The following is a 20,506-nucleotide window of genomic DNA, read 5'->3' as shown; positions in this document are numbered from 1 at the left end:
GTCAGTAGCTCAATTGGTAGAGTAGCGGTCTCCAAAACCGTCGGTTGGGGGTTCGAGTCCCTCCTGGCCTGCCAGCGAAAATCCCGGAAACATCCGCAGAAAACGAAACGCTTCACATGAGTCGCATCCGCAAATACATCAGCGAGGTCAGCCTGGAACTCAAGAAGGCCACGTGGCCCTGGGACCCCAAGGAGAAGGGCTTTGCCAAATACCGCGAGCTGAATGAATCCACAGTGGTGGTCTTCATCGCGATGATCCTCCTCGGAGGCTTCGTGGCAGCGTTTGACATCAGCTTCAAGTGGGCCTTCGAGGCCGCGCAGAAGCTCGGCATGTAATTTCCGTTTTCCCCCAACCCCCTTTTTCCGAATCCTTATGGGAGCCATCCCCTCACCCCGCGACCAGTGGTTCGTCATCCACGTCCGCTCCGGCCTTGAACAGAAGGTCCGTGACAGCATGCTCCGCCGCATTGAGAAAGAGGAGATGGGGGACTTTGTTTACCAGGTCCTCGTGCCAATGGAGCGCGTGGCCGAAGTGAAAAAAGGCAAGCGCTCGGAAAGCAACCGCAAGTTCTTCCCCGGCTACGTCATCGCCAACTGCCACCTGCTCGACGAACACAACCGCCTGGTGGACAAGACCTGGTACTTTGTGAAGGAAACCGACGGCGTGCTCAACTTTGCCGGCACCAAGGATCACCCGATCCCGATGCGCCAGAAGGAAGTGGAGGCCATGCTGGCCCAGGTGGGCGACAAATCCGAAGGCGCCGTGCCCAAGATCGCCTTCAGCCTCGGCGACACGGTGCGTGTGGCCGATGGTCCGTTCGAGAGCCAGAACGGCATCGTCGAAGAAATCGATCCGGAACGCGGCGTGCTGCGCGTGTCCGTCAACATTTTCGGACGCTCCACCCCGGTCGATCTCGAATACTGGCAGGTCGAGAAGGCATAAGCCGACCCGCCGCCCCCCCTGAATCTCAACTCAAGCAAGCAAGGAACAAAAAGACATGGCCAAGGAAATCATCAAACTCATCAAGCTCCAGATCAAAGCTGGTGCCGCCAACCCCGCACCGCCCATCGGCCCTGCTCTCGGTCAGGCCGGTGTGAACATCATGGCCTTCTGCAAGGAGTTCAACGCCGCCACCGCCAAGGCGGGTGGTGACGTCCTGCCGACCGTGATCACGGTTTACAAGGACAAGAGCTTCACCTTCATCACCAAGCAGCCCCCGGCTTCCAACATCCTCAAGAAGGTGGCGAACATCGCCAGCGGCTCCAAAGAGGCGAACAAGACCAAGGTTGCCAAGATCACCAAGGCGCAGCTGCTTGAAGCCACCAAGCTCAAGATCGCCGACCTCAACCTCAATCTGAATGTTCCCGTCATGGCGGCAGCCGCCAGATGGTCGACATCATCGACAATTCCACCTAACAGCAGAGGAGAACGTCCTGGTTCATACACTCACCACCTGCAAAGAAGCAAACGGTACAGAAAGCAGCCGAGATGGTTCCGGCAGGGGTAAAGGCATTCACGCTTGAAGAAGGGCCGAGCTCCTGCGCAAACTCCCATGTTCCGTTCAACCAGGACCGTCACCCTGTCGTTCGCGGGTGCCGATCCGAAGAAAACGACCAGATGGTCCGCGGCACCTGCCCGCTGTCTCATGGCCCGCAAGACGATTTCGCGTCGCCGTGTTCGCCCAAAGTCCACGCTGATGCCGCCAGCGCCAGCGCAGACATCGTCGGAAATGAAGACCTTACGCCAGGTGAAGGACGGCTCGACGATCGTCGCCATCGCCACTCAAAACGCGATGAATGAAGTGCGCAAGCCGGTAAACAGCTCGGACTCCGCGGTTTGATGCCCAACTCCTCGCCATACGGCACCGCGACCAGCGCCGCCGCCGCCGTCAAGGCCGTCAAGGCTGGTCATGCCCCAGACTTCAAACTCGACAAGAATCGGCAACATCGCCTCCTCCGTGGGCAAGGCTTCTCGAAGTGGCCCAGCTCGCCGAGAACACCACCTCGCTGATCAGAAGCCGTGGTGCGCGCCAAGCCCGCCTCCGTGGTCGCTGGTTGAGACCATCACCCTCGCCGCCACCATGTCGCCTGGTGTTCCGCATCGACGTGTCCAACAAACTTTAAATTCTAGAAGCACATACCATGAAAACTCAAAACATTGCTCATTGATGACCTGCTGAAGGGTCAACGCCTGTTCCTGTTCGTCGTCGACTACACCGGCCTGAAGGTGGACAAGTTTGCCGAACTGCGCAAGCGCCTCTCCGGCATCGGTGCGGAGATCCACGTCTTCAAGAACAACCTGGTGAAGAAGGCCGCTGAAAAGGCCGGCTATCCGGGTGAACTCGGCGACCACCTCACAGGCCAGAGCGCCTTCGTGACGGGTGCCAAGGACGTTTTCGGCACCGCCAAGATCCTCAAGAATTTCCAGGCCGAATTCGAAAAGCCGGTGATGAAAGTTGGCGTCCTTGACGGCAACCTGCTGGACACAGCGGCCATCAAAGTTCTGGCCGATCTGCCTTCCCGCGAAGTGCTCTATCCCAGCTCCTCGGTGTGCTCCAGGCTCCGGCTTCCGCCCTCGCCCGCGTGCTCAAGGCCAAGGCCGACAAGGAAGGCGCTCCTGCCGAAGAAGCCGCTCCGGCTGCTCCTGCGGAACAACCCGCATAACCCATTTGATCAGATGGCCCGTCACACGGCCTGAATACCCCAACACTCAATGGTCCCTCTCCGGGGCGAAAGCTTTCGCTCTTAAATCATCCGATGCTTCGGATCGCGGCGACACCGACAAAATAATATGGCTGACCTGAATAAAATCGTTGAAGAACTGAGCACACTTACCGTCCTGGAAGTTGCCGAACTTGTGAAATCCCTCGAAACGAAGTGGGGCGTTAGCGCCGCTGCTCCTGTTGATGCCGCCGGTGCTGGTGGTGGTGGTGCTGCTCCTGCAGCCGCCGCTGAGGAGAAGACCGAGTTCGACGTCATCCTGACCGACGCTGGTGCCAACAAGATCGGCGTCATCAAAGAAGTCCGCGGCGTTGTTCCCGGCCTTGGCCTTGCAGAAGCGAAGAAGCTTGTCGAAAGCGCTCCGCAGACTCTCAAGGAAGGCTGCAAAAAGGAAGAAGCCGAAGAGATCAAGAAGAAGATGGAGGCCGCTGGCGCCAAAGTCACGATCAAGTAGTCTCTCGTTCCTCCCGCTCCTTTTCCGCGTGGCGTCTGCCGTCAAACCGCAGCGCCGCGCGGTCAGGAGTCTTAAGCTAGTGTCCGTTTCAATCCCCCGTTCGTTACGTTCCATCGCATGCCCGCAACCGCCCGTGATCCCCGCCTGAACCTCCGCAGCAAGAGCTACGGTTCCGGGGCGGTAGAGGCGTAGCATTCCATTTTCATGGCCTGAATTCTGGCTCGCTCCAGGGTTCCGGCTGCTTCGTTTTCGCGACAAGCGTATGCATTGTTGGGCTGGCGCTGTTTGCTGGTTGCTTCGCGGAATTTCCACTGCATCGATGCCACCGCCCATCGCCCTAACCGCCTCATCGCTGCCTTATGTCCCAGCGCACCAACTTTGGCAGCACGAAGTCGCCAAGCCCGCCAAATCTCATTGAGATCCAGCTCCGCTCATACGAGTTTCTCCAGAAAACATCCTGCCTCGAAGCGCAAGGACCTTGGCCTTCAGGCCGTGTTCGGGAAGTATTCTCGATCACCAGCTATGAGAAGATGACGCTGGATTTCGTCATGTATGAAATCGGCAAGCCAGTGCTCAGCTCCCCGAAGCCATCCGCTGGCCGAGGACCTACAGCGCACCGCTTTACGTGACCTATGAGCTCAAACAGCAGGGCGCCAAGCAGGAGCGCGTGTATATGGGGCGAAATCCCCTCATGACGGTGCGCGGCACCTTCGTGGATCAACAGCACTTCAAGCGCGTGGTCGTCTCCCAGCTGCGCTCGCATCTGCTGCCACCAGCACCAATCGCTCCCGGCATCATCCCTGCTTGGAAGTGAAACCACCCTGGCTACGTTTACCTCGACCGCCGCCGCCGCCGCCGCGATTCTGGCCACCGCATGCGCGTGATCGGAGCACATCCTCAAGCTCTTCCGCCTGAAGCTGCGCACGTACCAGATTCTCTTCAAGGACATCCTCGATGGCGAACTCATCGTCGCTCGTGCTTACGAGCCGCTGACCTCCGGCGTGGTGCGCCAGCTCATCCAGCTGGGCCACAAGTCCATCAAAGGTCATTTCTCAGACGATCTCATCACCTCCTGCGCAGGACACTGCCAGATGAAGACGAGGCGCTCTCACGAAATCTACCGTCGTCTGCGTCCGGGAGATCCTCCCCACCACGCCAAACGCACGTGCTCTAGTGAAGCGCCTGTTCTTTGATCCCAAGCGCTATGACGTCACCCGCGTGGGCCGCTACAAGATCAATCAGAAGCTCGGCCTCAAGATCGACACCGAGATGCGCATCCTCACTGCAGAGGACGTGATCTCCGCTCTGCGCTACCTCTTCCACCTGCGTGAAGGGCAGGGCATCCTCGACGATATCGACCATCTCGGCAGCCGCCGCGTGCGCGCCGTGGGCGAACTCCTCGCCAATCAGTGCCGCGTGGGCCTGTCCCGCACCGAGCGTCTGGTGAAGGAGCGCATGACCCTGTTCGACGTGAACATGGACACCATGACTCCCGCCAAGCTCGTCAATCCGAAGGCGCTCTCCGCCGTCGTGCGCGACTTCTTCGGCCGAAGTTCATGGACCAGATCAATCCTCTGGCTGAACTGACCCACAAGGCACTCGGCCCAGGCGGTCTGAACCGTGACCGGCAGGCTTCGGTGCGTGACGTTCATCCGTCCCACTACGGCCGCATCTGCCCGATTGAGACCGAAGGTCCGAACATCGGTCTGATCAATTCCCTTGGCTCCTATGCCCGCATCAACGAGTTCATCGAAACGCTCCGTAAGGATTGCGTGGTCGCCGCGACAAGACTCACCGCTTCGACCAGGAAGATCGACGAAAACGGCCGCTTCAAGGCGCCAAGATCACCGTGCGTTACCGTGGCGACTTCAGTCGAGCCGAGCATCGTCACGCTCATGGACGTGTCTCCCACGCAGCTCGTTTCCGTGGCTGCCGCGCTGATTCCGTTCCTCGAACACGATGACGCCAACCGCGCTCTGATGGGTTCCAACATGCAGCGCCAGGGCGTGCCTCTCCTTGAAGGTGAGTCTCCGCTTGTCGGCACCGGCATGGAAGGCAAGGCCGCACGCGACTCCAGCTCCGTGATCGTCGCTGACGCCAACGGCACCGTCGCCGCTGCGACAGCCGACGTGATCATCATCTCCAAGGACGGCAACCTTCCTGTGAAGGATGACAAGTTCCTGGAAAACCCGCTCAAGTCCGTGCAGACGGACGAAGACAAGGGCATTCACGTGTATCCGCTGCGCAAGTTTGGCCGCTCCAACGCCGGCACCTGCATCAACCAGAAGCCTCGGTGAAGCGCGCAGAAGATCAAGAAGGGCGACGTCATCGCCGACGGTCCTTGCACCGACCAGGGCGAACCTACACGGCAAGAACATGCTCGTGGCCTATGCCATGGAACGGTTGGCATTGAAGACGCCATCACCATCAGCCGCCGTGGTGAAGGAAGACATCTACACCTCCATTCACATCGAACTTTGAAGTCATCGCTCGTGACACGAAGCTGGGGCCAGAAGAAATCACGCGCGACATCCCGAACGCTGAAGAATCTCGACGCAGTGTCGTGCGCATCAAGTGTAGCTCCGCTTTATCCTCGTTGGCAAGATCACGCCGGTCCGAGACCGAACTCGCCCCTGAAGAGCGCCTTCTGCGCGCCATCTTCGGTGAGAAGGCTGCTGACGGAAGGATGCCTCCCTGCGAGTGCTTCCGGCTGCACCGGCATCATCATGGACGTTCGTATCGCCCAGCGTGGTTCTTGCCCGACTCGAGAAGGAGAAGCTTTCCGCCGCCGAGCGCAAGAAGCACATCAAGCAGATCGAAGAAGACTACCGTGAAGACCTGACCGAGCAGCTCACCGAGCGCGCAGACATCCTTCTCAACGAGAAGATCCGCTCGACATCGTGAACAGTCAGACTGGCGAGCCGCTCCGTAAGGAGCGCGAACAAGAAGATCAACAAAACGATGCTGCGCCACGTGGCCGAAAGCTACGACACCATTCCAACACCCGAGCCCGATCAAGATCTTCGACATCATCCAGACCTTCGAACAGAAGTTCAGCGATGCCGACATGGAACGTGAGCGCAACCTCGACAAGATCGAGTCCAGCGAAGACACCGCCGACAGCGGCGTGGTCAAGCAGGTGCGCGTCTTCCTTGCCTCAAGCGCAAGCCAGTCCGTGAAACCAGATAAACCCGACATCGCAGCCGCCGAGGGCATCGTCGCCAGCATCGTCGAAGACATGCCGTTCGCAAAGCGGCTGCTGGTGGACATCGTGCTCAATCCTCTCGCTGATACCTTGATGAACGTCGATCCGGTGCGAACCCTTGGCGCCTCGCCGCCAAGGCTCTCGAGACGAAGATCGCTACCCGGTGTTCGACGGTATCCCACAGACCAAGATCAGCAGACCATCCAGGACGCCAAAGAAGTTCCAGGTTACCGTGGACCTGGACCTCAACGGCAAGTCAAACTGCTACGACGGCCGCGCGGTAGGCGCTGCTTCGCCCTCGATGTCGTCGTCGGCTACTTACGTAACGAGCTGTTCTGCGCCATGGCGGACAAGATCCACGCCCGTGCGGTCAGGACCTTGCTCGCTCATCACGCAGCAACCTCTGGGTAGGCAAGCCAATACGGCGGCCAGCGCTTCGAAATCGTGTGGGCGCTCGAAGCTAAGCGCCGCCTTCCTGCTGCAGGAACTCCTCACCGTCAAGTCGGCGACGTGCAGGGCCGCACGCGCATCTATGAGCAGATCGTCAAAGGCGACCACGCTCTGGAAGCCGGCACGCCTGAGTCCTTCAACGTGCTTATCAAGGAAATGCAGTCCTCGGTCTGGACGTCAACGCGCCGGCGCCAATGCCGATGCGGAAGCTCTCGACGGCTTCGTCTCCACGGTGGGGTAACCTGCCTTCCCCTAGAAACCCAGCGCATAACCTGCCACGCCATTTCCACATCATGAATGCTGACGCGAGCGAAGAAATCTTCGAGGAACTCAACACGGCGAGGAGTTCGACTATGTGTCGGTCTGCATGCTCGGCGGACCGCACCCGCTCTGGTCCTCCGGCGAAGCAAGAATCCAGAAAACCATCAACTACCAGGGTCAAGCCGAAGGGCGGCCTTTCTGCGAGCGTATCTTCGACCCGGACCACCAGACTGGGAGTGCGCATGGCCCAAGCGCATCAAGCACAAGGGTGTGGTGTGCGACCGCTGCGGCGTCGAAGTGACTTCCGCGTCCGTCGCGAGCGCATGGGCCACATCGAGCTCGCCGTGCCGGTGACGCACATCTGGTTCTACAAGTGCATGCCTTCCCGCATCTGGCGTCTATGCTCGAGCGATCGCCTGCCCGCTGGCGCGTGACTACTGGCGAGGACTACATCATCGATCCAGGCAGCACCAAGCTTCAGCGCGGCCAGCTTCTGGACCGAAGTCGACCTTCGTGAAGCCGAAGAGCAGCATGGCGCAGACGCCTTCATGTCGGCATGGGTGCTCATCCGTGACATCTTCGCCCAGCTCAATCTGGCCGAAGTGACCAAGGAGCTCGAAGAAGCGATGACCAAGACGCGCTCCAAGCAGATCCGCAAGAAGTCGCCAAGCGCCTCAAGCTCTGCCAGGGCTTTGCCGAAAGCCACAGCCGATCCTGGAATGATCCCGGCCATCCCAGACCTCTCTCGTTCCCTCTTTGCCACCTGACTTGAACGACTGTCGCGTCATCAACCGCAACAACCGTCTCAAGAATCTCCTCCGCTGCGCACGCCGGATGTCATCATCCGCAACGAAAAGCGCATGCTGCAGGAAGCTGTGGACGCCCTCTTCGACAACGGCCGCCATGGCCGCCCGGTGACCGGCGCAGGCAACCGCCCGCTGAAGTCCATGTCCGACATGTCGCGCAAGGGCAAGTCTGGCCGCTTCCGTCAGAACCTTCTCGGCAAGCGCGTCGACTACTCCGGCCGTTCTGTCATCGTTATCGGTCCTGACCTCAATCTGAACCAGTGCGGTCTTCCCAAGAAGATGGCGCTCGTGCTGTTCGAACCCTTCATCATCCGCCGTCTCAAGGAGATGGGCCTGGTGCACACTGTGCGTTCGGCGAAGAAGATGATCGAACGCCGCACGCCGGAAGTGTGGGACATCCTGGACGAAGTGACCAAAGGTCACCCAGTGCTCCTCAACCGCGCTCCGACGCTCCATCGTCTTTCCATCCAGGCTTTCGAACCGAAGCTGATCGAAGGTGAGGCCATCCGCGTGCATCCCCTCGTTTGTACGGCCTACAACGCCGACTTCGACGGTGACCAGATGGCCGTGCACGTGAAGCACAGATGGACAGCTCGCTTGGTCGCTTGCGCCGAACAACCTGTTCAGCCTGCCAGCGGCAAGCCGGTGATGAACCCCTCCCAGGACATTCCTCTGGGCTGCTACTTCCTCACCTACCTGCGCGAATTCCCGGGACACGAGAAAGGCAAGAAGGGCGATGTGGACGGCCGCGTGCCTCTCTTCAACGACGCTTCCGAAGTCGAGTTCGCCATCTCCGAAGGCGGCCTGACGGTGAACGACAAGGTGCGCTTCCGTAATCCTGACCACAACCATGGCGGGCCAAAGCGTCCTTATGGAGATCCTTCCAAGGCGGTGATCGAAACCACCGCGGGTCGTATCCTCTTCAACGAAATCTGGCCTGAAGGCCTCGGCTTCATCAACACCACTGTTGGCAAGAAGCAGGTGTCCGACATCATCTGGCGCTGCTTCCAGACCTTTGGTCAGAAGGAGACCGTTTACGCGCTGGACCGCCTCAAGCAGCTCGGCTTCCGCGAAGCGACCCGCCCCGGTTGCTCCATCGGTATCACGGACATGGTCATCCCGACCGCCAAGGCCGGTGGTCTTGAGAACGCCTACAAGCAGATCGAGGAAATCGAGAAGCAGTATCGCCGTGGTATCATCACCAATGGTGAGCGCTATCAGAAGATCGTCGACATCTGGACGGTGGTGGCACCGCCGCCGACGAACTTTCCGCACCTGGAATACAACGAGGGCAAGAAGCACCACAACCCGCTCTACGTGATGGTGAACTCGGGCGCCCGAGGCAACCGTACGCAGATCAAGCAGCTTGCTGGTATGCGCGGTCTGATGGCCAAGCCTTCCGGTGAGATCATCGAACGTCCGATCACCTCGAACTTCCGTGAAGGTCTGAGCGTGCTCGAGTACTTCATCTCCACGCACGGTGCTCGTAAGGGCCTTGCGGATACCGCTCTGAAGACCGCTGACTCCGGTTACATGACCCGCAAGCTTGTGGACGTGTCCCAGGACGTCATCGTCACCGAGGAAGACTGCGGCACCGTCAACGGCATCACGCTGTCCTCCATCTACCAGGGCGACGAAGAAATCGTCGATCTCAAGACCCGCGTCTATGGCCGCGTGTCCTGCGAAACCATCCATGACCCCGTGGACAAGAGCGTCATCATCAAGGCTGGCCAGCTTGCTTCTGAGAAGGAAGCCGCGCACCTCGCCAAGATCGGTGTGGAGCGTCTCAAGATCCGCTCCGTGCTCACTTGCGAAAGCAAGCGCGGCTGCTGCTCGAAGTGCTACGGCCTGCATCTGGCCACGCACCGCATGGCCCGCATCGGCGAGGCCGTCGGCATCGTCGCCGCACAGTCCATCGGTGAACCCGGAACGCAGCTCACCATGCGTACCTTCCACGTGGGTGGTGCTGCTACGAGCCACTTCAAGCAGCCCTTCATCAACGTCAAAAACGCTGGTACCGTCAAATACACCGACATGCGTGCGGTGCAGACCACGGAAGGCACTTGGATCGCCCTCACCAAGAACGGCGTCCTCTCCATCCATGACGACGACGGTCGCGAACTCGAAAGCCATAAGCTGGTCACGGGTGCCGTTATCGCTGTCGAAGACGGTGGCAAGGTCAAGAAGGGCCAGCAGGTCGTCACCTGGGATCCGTATAACGTGCCGATCATCACCGAGAAGGCCGGTAAACTGGAGTTCCGCGACATGATCTCCGGCATCACCATCACCAAGGAAGTCAACCAGAGCACCGGCAACGAAGAAACCGTCGTTATCGAGCACAAGGAAGACCTCCATCCGCAGGTGGTCGTGGTGAACCCGAAGACCCACGAAGTCCTCGCCAGCTACACCATTCCAGCCGGCGCTCACTTGAGCGTGAAGAACAACGAGAAGGTCGAAGCTGGTACCACCATCGCCAAGACGCCTCGCAAGGCCTCCAAGACGAAGGACATCACCGGTGGTCTTCCCCGTGTGGCCGAACTCTTCGAAGCCCGCAAGCCGAAGGATGCCTGCGAAATCGCCCGTATCGACGGTGTGGTTGAAATTGGCGGCCTCGTCCGTGGCAAGCGCCGCGTGATCGTGACCGACAACAAGACCGGCCAGCAGGAGGAGCACCTCATCCCCCGCAGCAAGCACATCCTGCTGTTCAATGGCGACCACGTCAGCAAAGGCGACCAGATCACCGAAGGCCCCGTCGTGCCGCATGACCTCCTGGAAATTCTTGGCCCGCAGGCGCTCCGCGAGCACCTCGTCAATGAAGTGCAGGAAGTGTACCGCGCCCAGGGTGTGGAAATCAACGACAAGCACGTTGAGATCATCATCCGCCAGATGCTGCGCAAGGTGAAGGTCACCGACACCGGCGACACCGAGTTCCTCTGGGGCGACCAGATCGACCGCGGCGAGTTCGAGAAGGAAAACGCCCGCGTGTCCGAAGAGGGTGGCAAGCCTGCGGAAGCAGAGCCTGTGCTCCTCGGCATCACGAAGGCCTCCATCGAGACCGAATCCTTCATCTCGGCTGCTTCCTTCCAGGACACCACCCGTGTGCTCACCGAAGCTGCCACCCTTGCCAAGTCCGACCTTCTGCGCGGCTTCAAGGAAAACGTCATCATGGGCCATCTCATCCCGGCCGGCACCGGCTTCATCAGCAACCGCAACTTCGAACTCCACGAAACCGAGCGTCCTGCTCTCCCTTCCGTGGACGAAGACGCCGCCTAAGCCAGCGCTGTATAGCAATCCTCACCCCGCCTCCTTCGGTGCAAGCCGTCGGAGGCGGTTTTGCGTACGGGCACGGCATGAGCAGCTTCTTTAGAGCGTTTTAAATAATACTATAGCCACAAGAGGCAAACCAGCCCGCGGCGTCTTTTTCTGTGATTTTTGAGAATGCCTGACTGATCGCCGCATCGAGCTCGGGTGGCGTGCGCGCCTCCGCAGTGCGCAGCAGCGCTTTGATCTTGCTCCACATCTTCTCAATTGGGTTGAGGTCGGGCGAGTAGGCCGGCAGAAATCTCACCTCCGCTCCTGCACCTGCCACCAAGCGCTGCACTTCCGGGCTCTTGTGCACCGCGAGATTGTCCATCACCACGATGTCGCCCTGTTTCAGCGTGGGACAGAGCACCTGACCGATGTAGGCCACAAAGGCTGCTGTGTCCGCTGCTCCTGAGAGGTGCATGCAGGCCGTGGTGCCATCAAGCCGGATGGAGGAGATCATCGTGGTGCTCTGCCAGCGGCCGCAGGGAGCGGCGGCGTGCAGTCGCTTCCCGCGCGGCGCTCTGCCACGCAGGCGCGTCATGTTGGTCTTGGCGCCGCTTTCATCGAGAAAGACCAGCCGCCAGGGCTCTAATCCTCCTTGCTTGCGCTTCCAGCTGCGGCGTGCTTTGCGGACGTCCTCCCGGTCCTGCTCGGCGGCGCGGAGCGTCTTTTTTTATATGTCAGCCCCATGTCCGCAAGCACGTAGTGGATCGCCGGCAGCGTGCACTTCACCCCCAGGGCCTCGCGCAGTTCGGCCAGCGTCATGTCAGGCTTGCCCTTGAGATGCCGGCGCATGGCGATGCGATGCTCTGCCACGATGGTCTTCTTGCGTCCTGCAAGATGATGCCGGGACTTGATGCAGCCAGTCTTGCTGCGCTGCTGAAGCAGCTTTTTGACCATGCCCAGGGAGACGCGAAAGCGCCGCGCGATCTCATCACGGGTGCCTTCGCCTTTGTCATAGGCACTGACAATCCGTTCACGTAAATCCAGAGAGAGTGTTGCCATGCCGTTTGATAGCATGCCTTGATCCCCATGGCTATATAATTATTTAAATTGCTCTAGCCAACCTTCAGGCATCCGCCTCATGGGGTGGAATCGAAAATACTTTGGTTAACTTAACAATCCCTGACCATGAACACCATCTTACTCCGAGGCGACTGGAACATCCTCAAAGGCAAGCTCAAGCAGGCTTGGGCGCTTCTCACCCGGGACGAAACAGAGTACCACGAAGGAAAGGCGGCCGAATATCTCGGCCGCGTTCAGAGAAAGACCGGCGAAAAGCGCGCGGCCTTGAAGAAAGCCAGGCGTGAGTGTGATGAACTGCGCATGCAGATTGATCAGTTCCCGAAATCGACTTCGCAGTGCGACCAGCCTCGCAAGCCATGGAGCATGGAGCGGAAGATGTCTGACTGCAAAAAACTGCCCGGTTGCTGGCACATGCAGCCCTCCATCACCATCTGAACCTCATTTTGCAGGGCTGAGGCTCTCCAAATCTTTCTCCAGCATGCTGCGCTCTTCAGCATCGGAGACTTGGGGGACGAGCGCCTGCGCTTCGTTGTGATGGCGCAGCATGCGTTCTTCATCGCCTGAAATCATCGCTGCCCGTGCAGCAGCCTCATGGGCATACGCGAGAAAGAATGGCGGTTCCTGCATGCTCACACGGAGGCAGCTTTCCGCAAAACGCCGCGCATTTTCAGCTTGCCCCGAACAGCGTACACACGTGAGACCTGCCAGTAGCCGATGGACCGGTGGCGCAGCGTGCAGTCTTCACGCTGCGTCCAATGCCAGAGTGACGCCATGGCGAGCAGGAGCATCTGTTCATCGTCTTCAGCGGTGCGGTCAGGCTTCTCAAGCAGCTGCCATGTCCGGTTGAAGCAATCGGCAGAGAAAGCCCGGTGGAGGGATGCTGAGTCAGCGGTCATGGGGACGAATGATGAGAGATGAATTCCGCGAGGCCAATCCAAAACAGCAATTCATCCAACTTCTGGAGGATCAAAGACGACTCCCGGTCCGTGCTATCGCGGCACGATGCCGATGTAATTCCTCACCGTGCTCCAGCCTGGGTGCGCATGCTCGTGGCCGTCCGATGTGCGGTAGTAGAGGGCGGAGGAGTGGCCGCCGTCGAGATTGAGGGCGCGGTGGATGCGGAAGCCGTCGGGGAAGGGGGCGCTGGCGAGCGCGTCGGCGAGTTCGCCGAGACTGGTCGAGTGGGCGATTCCCATGATCCAGCGGTGGCCGCCATCGGTGGCAATGAAGGTGCGGGTGGTCTGCTTGCGGCGCTCCAGATTTGGCACGGCGTGGCCGGCATCGACGAGGCGTGGGCCGGCTTGGATGAGATGCTGCGCATCGCTGTTACCCTGCACCTCGGCATTCCAGAGAAGCCGGGGCTGATGGTGGACGACGACAGCGCCGGAGAGCAGTTTGTTGGACTGCCAGGCGCCAATCTTGTGACTGCTGGCAATCATGAGGCCCATGGGGGCAAACTGCGGCGTGAAGAAGCCGCCATTCACACCAGCTGCGGCATTCACGCTGCGCATGCATTCGCTGATTTTTCCACCCCCGGACCAGTCGACGGGCTGGTCGATGACCTGCAGGGCGTAGCTGCGGCTGTCGAAAAGAACATACTGCACCGCGATGCTGCGGCCGTTGAGATGCAGCGTTTCATCGATCAATGAGGCGCCGCCGACGAGTTCTTTTCCGTGGCTGCTGGATTCAGGCGACGCTGCCAGGGGCTGCGCATGTGCACGCACTTCATCCCACGAAGGGTAGCGTGGCGCGAGGTCCGGCTGCTGCGGCTGTGCCTGCGGACTCTGGGACGCGAGATCGTCCTGTGGCTGCGGATGATGTGGCGCAGGCGGTTGCGCGCAGCTGGCGAGTGCGAGTGCCGCGATGAACGCAAGATGGCGCATGTGGATCAGGCCAGCGAGGCGAGTTGGGCTTTCATGGCTTCCAAGGCGCGGGCGCGATGGCTGAGGCCGTTCTTCGTTTCAGGGGAAAGCACGCCGAAGGAATCGCTGAAGCCTTCGGGAACAAACAGCGCATCGTAGCCAAAGCCACCCGAGCCTTGCTCCTGCGTGAGCAGATGGCCTTCGACGCTGGCCTGAGTGATCTGCAGCACCACGCCATCGCGTGCGAGTACCATGCAGCACTGAAAGCGTCCGCTGAAAGGAGCGGTTTGCTCCAGCTTGCCGAGTTCGGCCTTGAGTTTCGCACGGTTGTCGGCGGCGTTCGCAGTCTCCCCGGCATAGCGCGCGCTGCGCACGCCGGGGTGGCCGTCCAGCGCATCCACTTCCAGGCCGGAATCATCTGCCAGCACCAGCATGCCGGGCACGCCGCGGCTGCCGCTCACGGCTTTGATGATTGCGTTCGCTTCAAAGGTGTCGCCGGTTTCTTCATCGAGCGTGACGCCAGGATGTGCGCGCAGATCCTCCACCTCCCATGCGCTGCCCAGAATGGCGGCGACTTCTTCGGTTTTGTGAGGGTTGGAGGTGGCGAAGACGAGCTTGGGCATGGGGAAGGGGAAGTTTACGGTGGTTGACCGTTGTTTACAGTGGTTGACGGTTGTTCCGATCCACTGTCAACAACAGTCAACCATCGTCAACAACCGTAAACTCAGACGCCTTTTTCACCGCATCAGCGGCTCCAGCAGCCTCTCCTCGGTGATCAGCCCGACGGGCTGTTGGCGTTCATCCAGCACGATGGCGAGGCGGCGGCCGGATTTGCGCAGGCGCTGGAGGGTGTGCAGGGCGGAGAGGCTGGCGGGCATGGCATCCAGAGTGCGCATGTGGTGGCGCACGAGGCGGTCAGGAGGAAGCGTGGCGGGGAGATCGGTGGTGTCGAGCAGGCCGATGAAGCTGCCATTGTCTCCCAGCACGGGCAGCAGGGTGCAGTTCTGATCGCGCGCGACGATGAGTGCGGTGCTCAGCGGGATCTCCGCCGCCAGAGCCATGCTGCGCGCCAGCGGCTGCATCACGTCTGAGGTGCGCAGCTTCTTATAGTCCAGCACACGCTCGATGAGGTGCGTGGCATTGGGCGAAAGCTGGTGCTGCCTGGCCAGCTCCTGCGCGAGGGCTTTGAGGTCATCGCGTCCGCGTGTCTGGCGCGCCTCGCTGGGCGCCTCTCCGGCATCCGCCTTTTTTTTGCCCGCCATCACGCGGAAGAGCGGACGTGCCAGACCCACGAGGTGGACGAGGGGGGAGACGCTGCGCAGTGAGCGGAAGGGATAGCTGCGAAAGATCTTCTTGGGCAGAACTTCCAGGCCGATGAGAAACACCGGCAGCGCCAGAGCAAAGGCCAGCACGTAACCCCACAGGCTGGCATGACGGATGACGGGAAAAGCAACCAGGAGAAACGCGGTCAGATTGGTGAGGTGATTGGCCACGGTGATGCAGCCGATCAGCGCATCGCGATCTTCCAGCAGGGGCAGCAGGCTGCGAGCGCGGCGGTCTCCCTCGCTGGCGGCGTGGCGCACGCGGACACGGCTTACGGCCATGACGGCGCTTTCCAATCCGGAGAGCATGAAGGAAAGCGCAAGGCAGAGAATGAGCAGGAGCCAGGTCATGCGGGTGGTCGGGGGTTAGGCGTCTGCGGCGTCTTCATCGGGCTTGGGTTTGAGGCGGAGCTCCACCTCCTGAATGCGGGCGCGCACGATGCGGCGCACCTTGATGTCCGCATCGTTGATGCTGATGCGCTCGCCGGGCTTGGGCACATGACCGAGTTGGTTGAAAACGAGTCCGCCGATGGTGTCGATGCCGCCGACGTCCAGATCGAGGTTGAGGTCGAGCGCGAGTTCTTCTCTGAGATGATCCAGACGTGTGCCGCCATCGAGGAGGTAGCGGCCGTTGCCGAGGTCGCGAATTTCTGAAGTTTCACCGTGCCAGGGGGCGGCTTCGTAAAGCAGCCAGTCGGCGATCTCGCGGCGGGTGATCATGCCTTCGAGTCCGCCGTATTCATCGGCGATCAGCACCGGCTGGTCACTGCCCTGCAGGTGATGCTCCAGCACCTCGAGCACGGGCATGGTTTCCGGCACAAAGGCGGGCGCGTGCATGAGGGTGCGCCACTCGGGGCGGTTGGCCAGCTTCCAGGCGGCGGTGTCCAGCACGCCTTCCACAGAGTCGGGGGTCTCCCCGTAAACGATGACGAAGCGGCTGGCGGATTTTTCCAAAATGGCGGCGGCTTTCTGCGGCGCGTCCTCGCTGCTCATGAGGGCGAGATCCACCCGCGGGATCATGCAGTCGCGCACGGTGAGGGCCTCGATGTCGAGCGCCTCGTGGATCATGGCGCTCTCGTCGCTGTCCAGCAGGCCCTGCTCCTGGCGCATTTCCACCAGGGTTTCAAATTCATCCCGCGTCACCGGCATGCGCGTCTTGATGTGGCGGGTGACGAGTTTTTGCAGCAGGAAGTCGGTGGTGCGATCGACGAGGGAGGCCAGGGGGTCGAGCACGTTGCGCAGCGGGTGCAGCAAACGCAGGCTGCCGAGCAGAACCACGGAGGGATTGCGTGCGGCGAAAAATTTGGGGGCCATGTCTCCTAGCAGGACGGTTGCCAAGAATAGGACGGATGATGTGAGCCAGGCATTCCACCCCAAAGCGCGCAGCGGACCGGTGACGATCCACAGGCCCAGCGCTGCGAGCGCGAGGTTCAGCGCTGCCGAGAGCAGCAGGGTGTGGTGGAGCTGCGCAAAGGGATTGGCGGTGATGGCCCGCAGTTTTTTGGCCACCGCCCCCTCGCCGGCGGCGAGCAGCTGGGCCTCCATGTCCCGCGCGCTGTGGATGGCGGTCTCCGTGGCGGAAATAACCGCGAGCAGCAGAAGCAGCGCCAGGTAGAGGAGGGAGGAAACAAGCAGGGACATCTAAGGGGGGAGACAGCTCAGTGAGGGAGTAGCACAGCCGGGGGTCAAGGTGAATTACATACCTGCACATGGGTTCGTTCTTGCCAAAACTGCCCCCGCCTGATAGCAACGGGCCTTCCAACCATGCGCTCTCTCTTCCTTGCCCTCCTCGTTTGTGCAGTCACCAGCCTGCAGGCCGCCGACAAACTGAAAGTCCTCATCGTGGACGGCCAGAACAACCACAAGTGGGACATCACCACGCCGGTGCTGCGCAATGCGCTGGAGACCAGCAGCGCCTTTACAGTGGATGTGAGCACCACGCCGCCCAAGGGGTCGCCCAAGGAGGCCTGGCACGCGTGGAAGCCCATGTTCAGCGACTACGCGGCGGTGGTGAGCAACTACAACGGCGAACCCTGGCCGCAGAACGTGCGCGACGCGTTTGTGAAATACGTGGCGGATGGCGGTGGCTTTGTTTCGGTGCATGCGGCAAACAATTCCTTTCCGGACTGGAAGGAATACAATGAAATGATCGGCGTGGGCGGCTGGGGTGGTCGCAATGAAAAGTCCGGCCCCTGGCTTTATGTGAAGGACGGCAAGCTCTTCCGCGACACCGTGGCGGGCAATGGCGGCGCGCACGGGGCGCAGCATGAGTTTGTGGTGGAGACGCGCAATCCGGACCATCCCATCACCAAGGGGCTGCCCCAGCGCTGGATGCATGCAAAGGACGAGCTGTACAGCAAGCTGCGCGGCCCGGCGGAGAACGTGGACATCCTCACCTCCTCCGTGTCCGACCTCACTGCGGTGAGCGAGCCGAACAACATGGTGCTCAACTTCCAGAAGGGCCGCGTGTTTCACACCACGCTGGGCCACGCGGACTACTCCATGCTGGACCGCGGCTTCTACACCTTCCTGCAGCGCGGCACCGAGTGGGTTGCCACCGGTAAAGCGGAGCGCACGGCCGCAGTGCCGGCGGATTTCCCGACCGAAGCGGCGGTGAGCGTGGTGAAGCTGGAAGGCTACCCCAAGCAGGAAGCGCCAAAGCCGAAGAAGCCGTGAGCTGAGTTCCGGATTTAAAGTTTCAGGTTTTAAGTTCCAAGTTGCGCTGTGTCTGCTTGGCAGACTTGGGCTGGCGGCAGCGCGGTTTCTCATGCCGTTGCATACAGGCATAATTATTGGAACTAAAGGGGTGTGATATAACAAGATCCCTGTAATTTTTTTCTTCCCGGAAGGTCAAGAAGGGCTTATTATCAAGGAATTAAGGCCGGAGCACGGCCGCCATCTTGTCACTACCAGCGCATGCCGCCCCTTGCCCAACAGGAACGCACCCCAGTCCGTAAGAATGACTTTGCGCCGTTGATCGAATGCGATGCCGTGCTGCGCGATCTGATTGCCAGCGGGGGGCCCGTTCCGAGCGACTACGCGCATGTCAACCGCACGCTGCGCCACTTGGGAGACGCGGTGCGTGCCAAGGTGATCGCGAGGGAAGACGTGCTTGCTTACGCGCACGACGTTACAAATCGCTATCTGGCCGGGACCATGCAGGCACGGGCGCTCGGGAAAAAATACGGCTATAGCGGCGACTTTGAGATCATCGAGGCCATCTATACCCTGCAGACCGCCCAGGAGCCGCACCTGCGGCGCTGGGATCTGTATTTCCACTCGCAGGCGGCACCGAATGCCGTGCGCAATCGCAAGGCCTACTTTCACCAACTGCTGCATTCCCATTCCGCCGAGCGCACCAAGGCCCCGCTGAGCGTGCTGAACGTGGCCAGCGGCCCGGCACGGGATGTGCGGGAATGGGTGCTCGACAATCCCGAGCGCGAGGTGTTTTTCGATTGCGTGGACGCCGAAATCCATGCCATCGAGCGTGCCAAGAAGCTTTGTGAGCCCTTTTCAAAGCGGGTGGAGTTTTACCACCGCAACGTGCTGCGTTTCCTGCCGGCCAAGGGCTACGAACTGGTGTGGTCCGCGGGACTGTTTGACTACCTGACCGACCGCACCTTTGTCTTCCTGCTCAAGGCACTGATGGCCGTGACCAAACGCGGCGGCGAGGTGGTGGTGGGGAATTTTTCCACCTACAACCCGAGCCGCGACTACATGGAGCTGCTGGGCGACTGGGTGCTGCAGCACCGCACGCAGGACCACTTGCGCGATCTGGCATTGCAAGCCGGAGCGCTCGCAGATTCCATCGAAGTCAACTGGGAGCCGGAGGGCGTGAACCTGTTTCTGCACATCCGCCGGTAGGAAGGGAAGCCAGGAGGGAAACGGGGCTTCGTGGGAGCGCTCGAGCGCGTAGAATCTCAAGACTTGAGATTCTTCGTCTTCTCCTCTTCTTCGTCGGCTTCTTCGAGTTCGCGTTCGAGGCGTTCTTCCTCGCCCTGCTGAACCGCGAGGCGTTCTTCTTCCGCTTCGTCGGCGCCTTCTTCGGCCAGCACTTCCGGGAACTCGGCTTCGTCTTCGGCGGCTTGCGGGGGGACCCGATAGCCGGACTCCCCGGCAGGAGCGTCCCAGGTTTCGAGTTCGGCGAGACGAGGGGATACGATTTCCGGCGGCAGGGGCAGGTTTCCCAAGGGATCTTCGGCCAGCAGGATCCTGGCCTCTGTGTCTTCAAGGACTGTGGGCTGCGGGGTTTCAGAGTCCAACGCGGTGGCGGGCCGGTCCGCCGCAGGTGCGGAGGAGGTGTCCGCAGATTCCTCTGAGCGGGATGAGCGAGATGTTTTCATGCGAGTTCCTTTTTCAATGGCATCGCGTCCAAGGCACCCCGTGCGTTTATCTTTTTGCGGAGACGGGCATCCCTGAAACCGCACCCTGTTCAGGAGGCTTCAACGCAGCGGGTAGGCCTTGAGATCGGCCAGGGTGAACTCAAAACGTTGCTCAGGAGTGAAGGCGTAGTATTTCTCAAAGGCCCTCTCATCCATGACGACACGTTTCCAGTTCCATGACAGGAACGCGTCCAAATTCGGACCCAGTCCGTGAACGAGCTGTTCGACTTCCGCTTTGCGCACCCGGGAGCGAAAGCCTTCGGGAGCGAGGGTGTGGGCAAAGGTCAGCATGATCCCCGCCTTGTAGTACTCTCCTGCGGCCAGCTTGCTGCGCCACTGGGACTCCACCTCGTCCAGCAGCACAGCTTCAGAGTACCGCCCGCGGAGGATCTGAAGCATTTCTCCTCCGCTTCTCTTGAAGCAACGAGAGGCCGCCACTTCGACAAGGCTGGCTTTGCGCAGAAAGGGGATGTTGATGACAGTCTTGACCGCCGCGGCTCTCTGCGACGGCTGCCCGCTGCCGCAATAGAGTTCAGCCAGGTCACCGGACCACCAGTAGATGACCGCCAGCAGCAGGGACACCATGAGCAGCAGAAAGAGGAAGAGGGGATGGCGTCTCTTCTTGATCATGGGGCCGGTGTTTCGGGGGAATGAGCGGAAGCGGTCACGTCGGAAGCATGACTCACTGACGTGACAGAAGTCAATCCTCAAA

The 20,506-nt window shown here is 60.5% G+C and carries 24 protein-coding genes and 2 pseudogenes; 15 read left to right on the top strand and 11 right to left on the bottom strand.

Features of this window, described 5'->3' with window-relative positions; all coding sequences use genetic code 11:
• Window positions 1-116: 116 nt before the first annotated feature.
• From ACILSO_RS31005 to ACILSO_RS30980, 6 genes and pseudogenes are all read left to right on the top strand, one after another.
• Window positions 117-335: a preprotein translocase subunit SecE gene (locus ACILSO_RS31005; protein WP_395741379.1), complete on the top strand. Its 219-nt coding sequence runs from the start codon at window positions 117-119 to the stop codon at window positions 333-335.
• A gap of 37 nt (window positions 336-372) precedes the next feature.
• Window positions 373-942, top strand: a complete 570-nt coding sequence (gene nusG / locus ACILSO_RS31000) for a transcription termination/antitermination protein NusG (RefSeq protein WP_395741378.1) — start codon at window positions 373-375, stop codon at window positions 940-942.
• Window positions 943-997: 55 nt separating this feature from the next.
• Window positions 998-1,348: pseudogene (gene rplK / locus ACILSO_RS30995) on the top strand (50S ribosomal protein L11); the annotation flags it as partial.
• An 809-nt stretch (window positions 1,349-2,157) separates the two neighbouring features.
• Complete coding sequence (gene rplJ / locus ACILSO_RS30990) at window positions 2,158-2,697, top strand: 50S ribosomal protein L10 (RefSeq protein WP_395741377.1); 540 nt, start codon at window positions 2,158-2,160, stop codon at window positions 2,695-2,697.
• A gap of 93 nt (window positions 2,698-2,790) precedes the next feature.
• Window positions 2,791-3,174 (top strand): 50S ribosomal protein L7/L12, encoded by a 384-nt coding sequence (gene rplL / locus ACILSO_RS30985; protein WP_395741376.1) that lies wholly within the window; start codon window positions 2,791-2,793, stop codon window positions 3,172-3,174.
• A gap of 625 nt (window positions 3,175-3,799) precedes the next feature.
• A complete protein-coding gene (locus tag ACILSO_RS30980) occupies window positions 3,800-3,988 on the top strand; it encodes a hypothetical protein (protein WP_395741375.1) in 189 nt (62 codons plus the stop codon).
• Here ACILSO_RS30980 and ACILSO_RS30975 read toward each other — a convergent pair.
• A complete protein-coding gene (locus ACILSO_RS30975; protein ID WP_395741374.1) occupies window positions 3,969-4,223 on the bottom strand; it encodes a hypothetical protein in 255 nt (84 codons plus the stop codon). The two genes, ACILSO_RS30980 and ACILSO_RS30975, sit on opposite strands and share 20 nt — an antisense overlap.
• A 124-nt stretch (window positions 4,224-4,347) precedes the next feature.
• Here ACILSO_RS30975 and ACILSO_RS30970 point away from each other — a divergent pair, with 124 nt between their 5' ends.
• The 6 genes from ACILSO_RS30970 (at window position 4,348) to ACILSO_RS30950 (ending at window position 11,169) form a co-directional block, all read left to right on the top strand.
• Entirely contained in the window at window positions 4,348-4,761 is a 414-nt protein-coding gene (locus tag ACILSO_RS30970) for a hypothetical protein (protein ID WP_395741373.1), read from the top strand.
• A complete protein-coding gene (locus ACILSO_RS30965; protein WP_395741372.1) occupies window positions 4,731-5,471 on the top strand; it encodes a hypothetical protein in 741 nt (246 codons plus the stop codon). The genes ACILSO_RS30970 and ACILSO_RS30965 overlap by 31 nt, the downstream gene beginning before the upstream one ends.
• 451 nt (window positions 5,472-5,922) lie before the next feature.
• Entirely contained in the window at window positions 5,923-6,078 is a 156-nt protein-coding gene (locus tag ACILSO_RS30960; RefSeq protein ID WP_395741371.1) for a hypothetical protein, read from the top strand.
• A 163-nt stretch (window positions 6,079-6,241) separates the two neighbouring features.
• Window positions 6,242-6,790, top strand: coding sequence for a hypothetical protein (locus ACILSO_RS30955; RefSeq protein ID WP_395741370.1), 549 nt, complete (start codon window positions 6,242-6,244; stop codon window positions 6,788-6,790).
• 848 nt (window positions 6,791-7,638) lie between these two features.
• On the top strand, window positions 7,639-7,857 hold the full coding sequence (locus tag ACILSO_RS31650; RefSeq protein WP_407073048.1) for a hypothetical protein: 219 nt from the start codon (window positions 7,639-7,641) through the stop codon (window positions 7,855-7,857).
• A 93-nt stretch (window positions 7,858-7,950) separates the two neighbouring features.
• Window positions 7,951-11,169: a DNA-directed RNA polymerase subunit beta' gene (locus tag ACILSO_RS30950; protein WP_407073047.1), complete on the top strand. Its 3,219-nt coding sequence runs from the start codon at window positions 7,951-7,953 to the stop codon at window positions 11,167-11,169.
• A 100-nt stretch (window positions 11,170-11,269) separates the two neighbouring features.
• Here the strand turns inward: ACILSO_RS30950 and ACILSO_RS30945 are convergent.
• Together ACILSO_RS30945 and ACILSO_RS30940 are read right to left on the bottom strand one after the other, a co-directional pair.
• Window positions 11,270-11,809 (bottom strand): annotated as a pseudogene (locus ACILSO_RS30945) (IS630 family transposase); the annotation flags it as partial.
• Window positions 11,791-12,207 (bottom strand): hypothetical protein, encoded by a 417-nt coding sequence (locus tag ACILSO_RS30940; protein WP_395739260.1) that lies wholly within the window; start codon window positions 12,205-12,207, stop codon window positions 11,791-11,793. The pseudogene ACILSO_RS30945 and the gene ACILSO_RS30940, both read right to left, overlap by 19 nt.
• A gap of 126 nt (window positions 12,208-12,333) precedes the next feature.
• Here ACILSO_RS30940 and ACILSO_RS30935 point away from each other — a divergent pair, with 126 nt between their 5' ends.
• Window positions 12,334-12,663, top strand: a complete 330-nt coding sequence (locus ACILSO_RS30935) for a CsbD family protein (RefSeq protein ID WP_395741369.1) — start codon at window positions 12,334-12,336, stop codon at window positions 12,661-12,663.
• A 3-nt stretch (window positions 12,664-12,666) separates the two neighbouring features.
• Here ACILSO_RS30935 and ACILSO_RS30930 read toward each other — a convergent pair whose 3' ends face one another.
• The 6 genes from ACILSO_RS30930 to ACILSO_RS30905 all read right to left on the bottom strand — a co-directional run bounded on the left by ACILSO_RS30930 (window position 12,667) and on the right by ACILSO_RS30905 (window position 17,053).
• The gene (locus ACILSO_RS30930; protein ID WP_395741368.1) at window positions 12,667-12,855 is read right to left on the bottom strand and encodes a hypothetical protein; all 189 of its coding nucleotides are present in this window, start codon (window positions 12,853-12,855) and stop codon (window positions 12,667-12,669) included.
• Window positions 12,856-12,857: 2 nt separating this feature from the next.
• Window positions 12,858-13,124 carry a hypothetical protein gene (locus tag ACILSO_RS30925; protein ID WP_395741367.1) on the bottom strand — a complete coding sequence of 89 codons (267 nt, stop codon included), beginning with the start codon at window positions 13,122-13,124 and terminating at the stop codon, window positions 12,858-12,860.
• A gap of 93 nt (window positions 13,125-13,217) precedes the next feature.
• Entirely contained in the window at window positions 13,218-14,111 is an 894-nt protein-coding gene (locus ACILSO_RS30920; RefSeq protein WP_395741366.1) for a phosphodiester glycosidase family protein, read from the bottom strand.
• A gap of 5 nt (window positions 14,112-14,116) precedes the next feature.
• A complete protein-coding gene (locus tag ACILSO_RS30915; RefSeq protein ID WP_395741365.1) occupies window positions 14,117-14,713 on the bottom strand; it encodes a non-canonical purine NTP pyrophosphatase in 597 nt (198 codons plus the stop codon).
• Window positions 14,714-14,827: 114 nt separating this feature from the next.
• Window positions 14,828-15,763: a CNNM domain-containing protein gene (locus tag ACILSO_RS30910; RefSeq protein ID WP_395741364.1), complete on the bottom strand. Its 936-nt coding sequence runs from the start codon at window positions 15,761-15,763 to the stop codon at window positions 14,828-14,830.
• 15 nt (window positions 15,764-15,778) lie between these two features.
• Window positions 15,779-17,053, bottom strand: a complete 1,275-nt coding sequence (locus ACILSO_RS30905) for a CNNM domain-containing protein (RefSeq protein WP_395741363.1) — start codon at window positions 17,051-17,053, stop codon at window positions 15,779-15,781.
• Between the two features lie 123 nt (window positions 17,054-17,176).
• Here ACILSO_RS30905 and ACILSO_RS30900 point away from each other — a divergent pair, with 123 nt between their 5' ends.
• Both ACILSO_RS30900 and ACILSO_RS30895 read left to right on the top strand, forming a co-directional pair.
• Entirely contained in the window at window positions 17,177-18,088 is a 912-nt protein-coding gene (locus ACILSO_RS30900; RefSeq protein WP_395741362.1) for a ThuA domain-containing protein, read from the top strand.
• 240 nt (window positions 18,089-18,328) lie between these two features.
• Entirely contained in the window at window positions 18,329-19,276 is a 948-nt protein-coding gene (locus tag ACILSO_RS30895) for a class I SAM-dependent methyltransferase (RefSeq protein ID WP_395741361.1), read from the top strand.
• A 56-nt stretch (window positions 19,277-19,332) separates the two neighbouring features.
• Here ACILSO_RS30895 and ACILSO_RS30890 read toward each other — a convergent pair whose 3' ends face one another.
• Entirely contained in the window at window positions 19,333-19,755 is a 423-nt protein-coding gene (locus ACILSO_RS30890; protein WP_395741360.1) for a hypothetical protein, read from the bottom strand.
• Window positions 19,756-19,854: 99 nt separating this feature from the next.
• Window positions 19,855-20,424: a hypothetical protein gene (locus ACILSO_RS30885; RefSeq protein WP_395741359.1), complete on the bottom strand. Its 570-nt coding sequence runs from the start codon at window positions 20,422-20,424 to the stop codon at window positions 19,855-19,857.
• Window positions 20,425-20,506: the final 82 nt, after the last annotated feature.

The organism is Prosthecobacter sp., from assembly GCF_044226605.1.
GTDB lineage: Bacteria > Verrucomicrobiota > Verrucomicrobiia > Verrucomicrobiales > Verrucomicrobiaceae > Prosthecobacter.
This window is presented reverse-complemented; position numbering and strand designations above follow the sequence as displayed.

Bases quoted from the DNA above. Each gene is read 5' to 3' on its own strand.
- ACILSO_RS30915 (WP_395741365.1), bottom strand. From the start codon at position 14,713: ATGCCCAAGCTCGTCTTCGCCACCTCCAACCCTCACAAAACCGAAGAA.
- ACILSO_RS30895 (WP_395741361.1), top strand. From the start codon at position 18,329: ATGCCGCCCCTTGCCCAACAGGAACGCACCCCAGTCCGTAAGAATGAC.
- ACILSO_RS30890 (WP_395741360.1), bottom strand. From the start codon at position 19,755: ATGAAAACATCTCGCTCATCCCGCTCAGAGGAATCTGCGGACACCTCC.
- ACILSO_RS30930 (WP_395741368.1), bottom strand. From the start codon at position 12,855: ATGCAGGAACCGCCATTCTTTCTCGCGTATGCCCATGAGGCTGCTGCA.
- ACILSO_RS30925 (WP_395741367.1), bottom strand. From the start codon at position 13,124: ATGACCGCTGACTCAGCATCCCTCCACCGGGCTTTCTCTGCCGATTGC.
- ACILSO_RS30935 (WP_395741369.1), top strand. From the start codon at position 12,334: ATGAACACCATCTTACTCCGAGGCGACTGGAACATCCTCAAAGGCAAG.
- ACILSO_RS30900 (WP_395741362.1), top strand. From the start codon at position 17,177: ATGCGCTCTCTCTTCCTTGCCCTCCTCGTTTGTGCAGTCACCAGCCTG.
- ACILSO_RS30955 (WP_395741370.1), top strand. From the start codon at position 6,242: ATGGAACGTGAGCGCAACCTCGACAAGATCGAGTCCAGCGAAGACACC.
- ACILSO_RS31650 (WP_407073048.1), top strand. From the start codon at position 7,639: ATGTCGGCATGGGTGCTCATCCGTGACATCTTCGCCCAGCTCAATCTG.
- rplL (WP_395741376.1), top strand. From the start codon at position 2,791: ATGGCTGACCTGAATAAAATCGTTGAAGAACTGAGCACACTTACCGTC.
- ACILSO_RS30910 (WP_395741364.1), bottom strand. From the start codon at position 15,763: ATGACCTGGCTCCTGCTCATTCTCTGCCTTGCGCTTTCCTTCATGCTC.
- ACILSO_RS31005 (WP_395741379.1), top strand. From the start codon at position 117: ATGAGTCGCATCCGCAAATACATCAGCGAGGTCAGCCTGGAACTCAAG.
- ACILSO_RS30965 (WP_395741372.1), top strand. From the start codon at position 4,731: ATGGACCAGATCAATCCTCTGGCTGAACTGACCCACAAGGCACTCGGC.
- nusG (WP_395741378.1), top strand. From the start codon at position 373: ATGGGAGCCATCCCCTCACCCCGCGACCAGTGGTTCGTCATCCACGTC.
- ACILSO_RS30940 (WP_395739260.1), bottom strand. From the start codon at position 12,207: ATGGCAACACTCTCTCTGGATTTACGTGAACGGATTGTCAGTGCCTAT.
- ACILSO_RS30905 (WP_395741363.1), bottom strand. From the start codon at position 17,053: ATGTCCCTGCTTGTTTCCTCCCTCCTCTACCTGGCGCTGCTTCTGCTG.
- ACILSO_RS30950 (WP_407073047.1), top strand. From the start codon at position 7,951: ATGCTGCAGGAAGCTGTGGACGCCCTCTTCGACAACGGCCGCCATGGC.
- ACILSO_RS30920 (WP_395741366.1), bottom strand. From the start codon at position 14,111: ATGCGCCATCTTGCGTTCATCGCGGCACTCGCACTCGCCAGCTGCGCG.
- ACILSO_RS30885 (WP_395741359.1), bottom strand. From the start codon at position 20,424: ATGATCAAGAAGAGACGCCATCCCCTCTTCCTCTTTCTGCTGCTCATG.
- ACILSO_RS30975 (WP_395741374.1), bottom strand. From the start codon at position 4,223: ATGACCTTTGATGGACTTGTGGCCCAGCTGGATGAGCTGGCGCACCAC.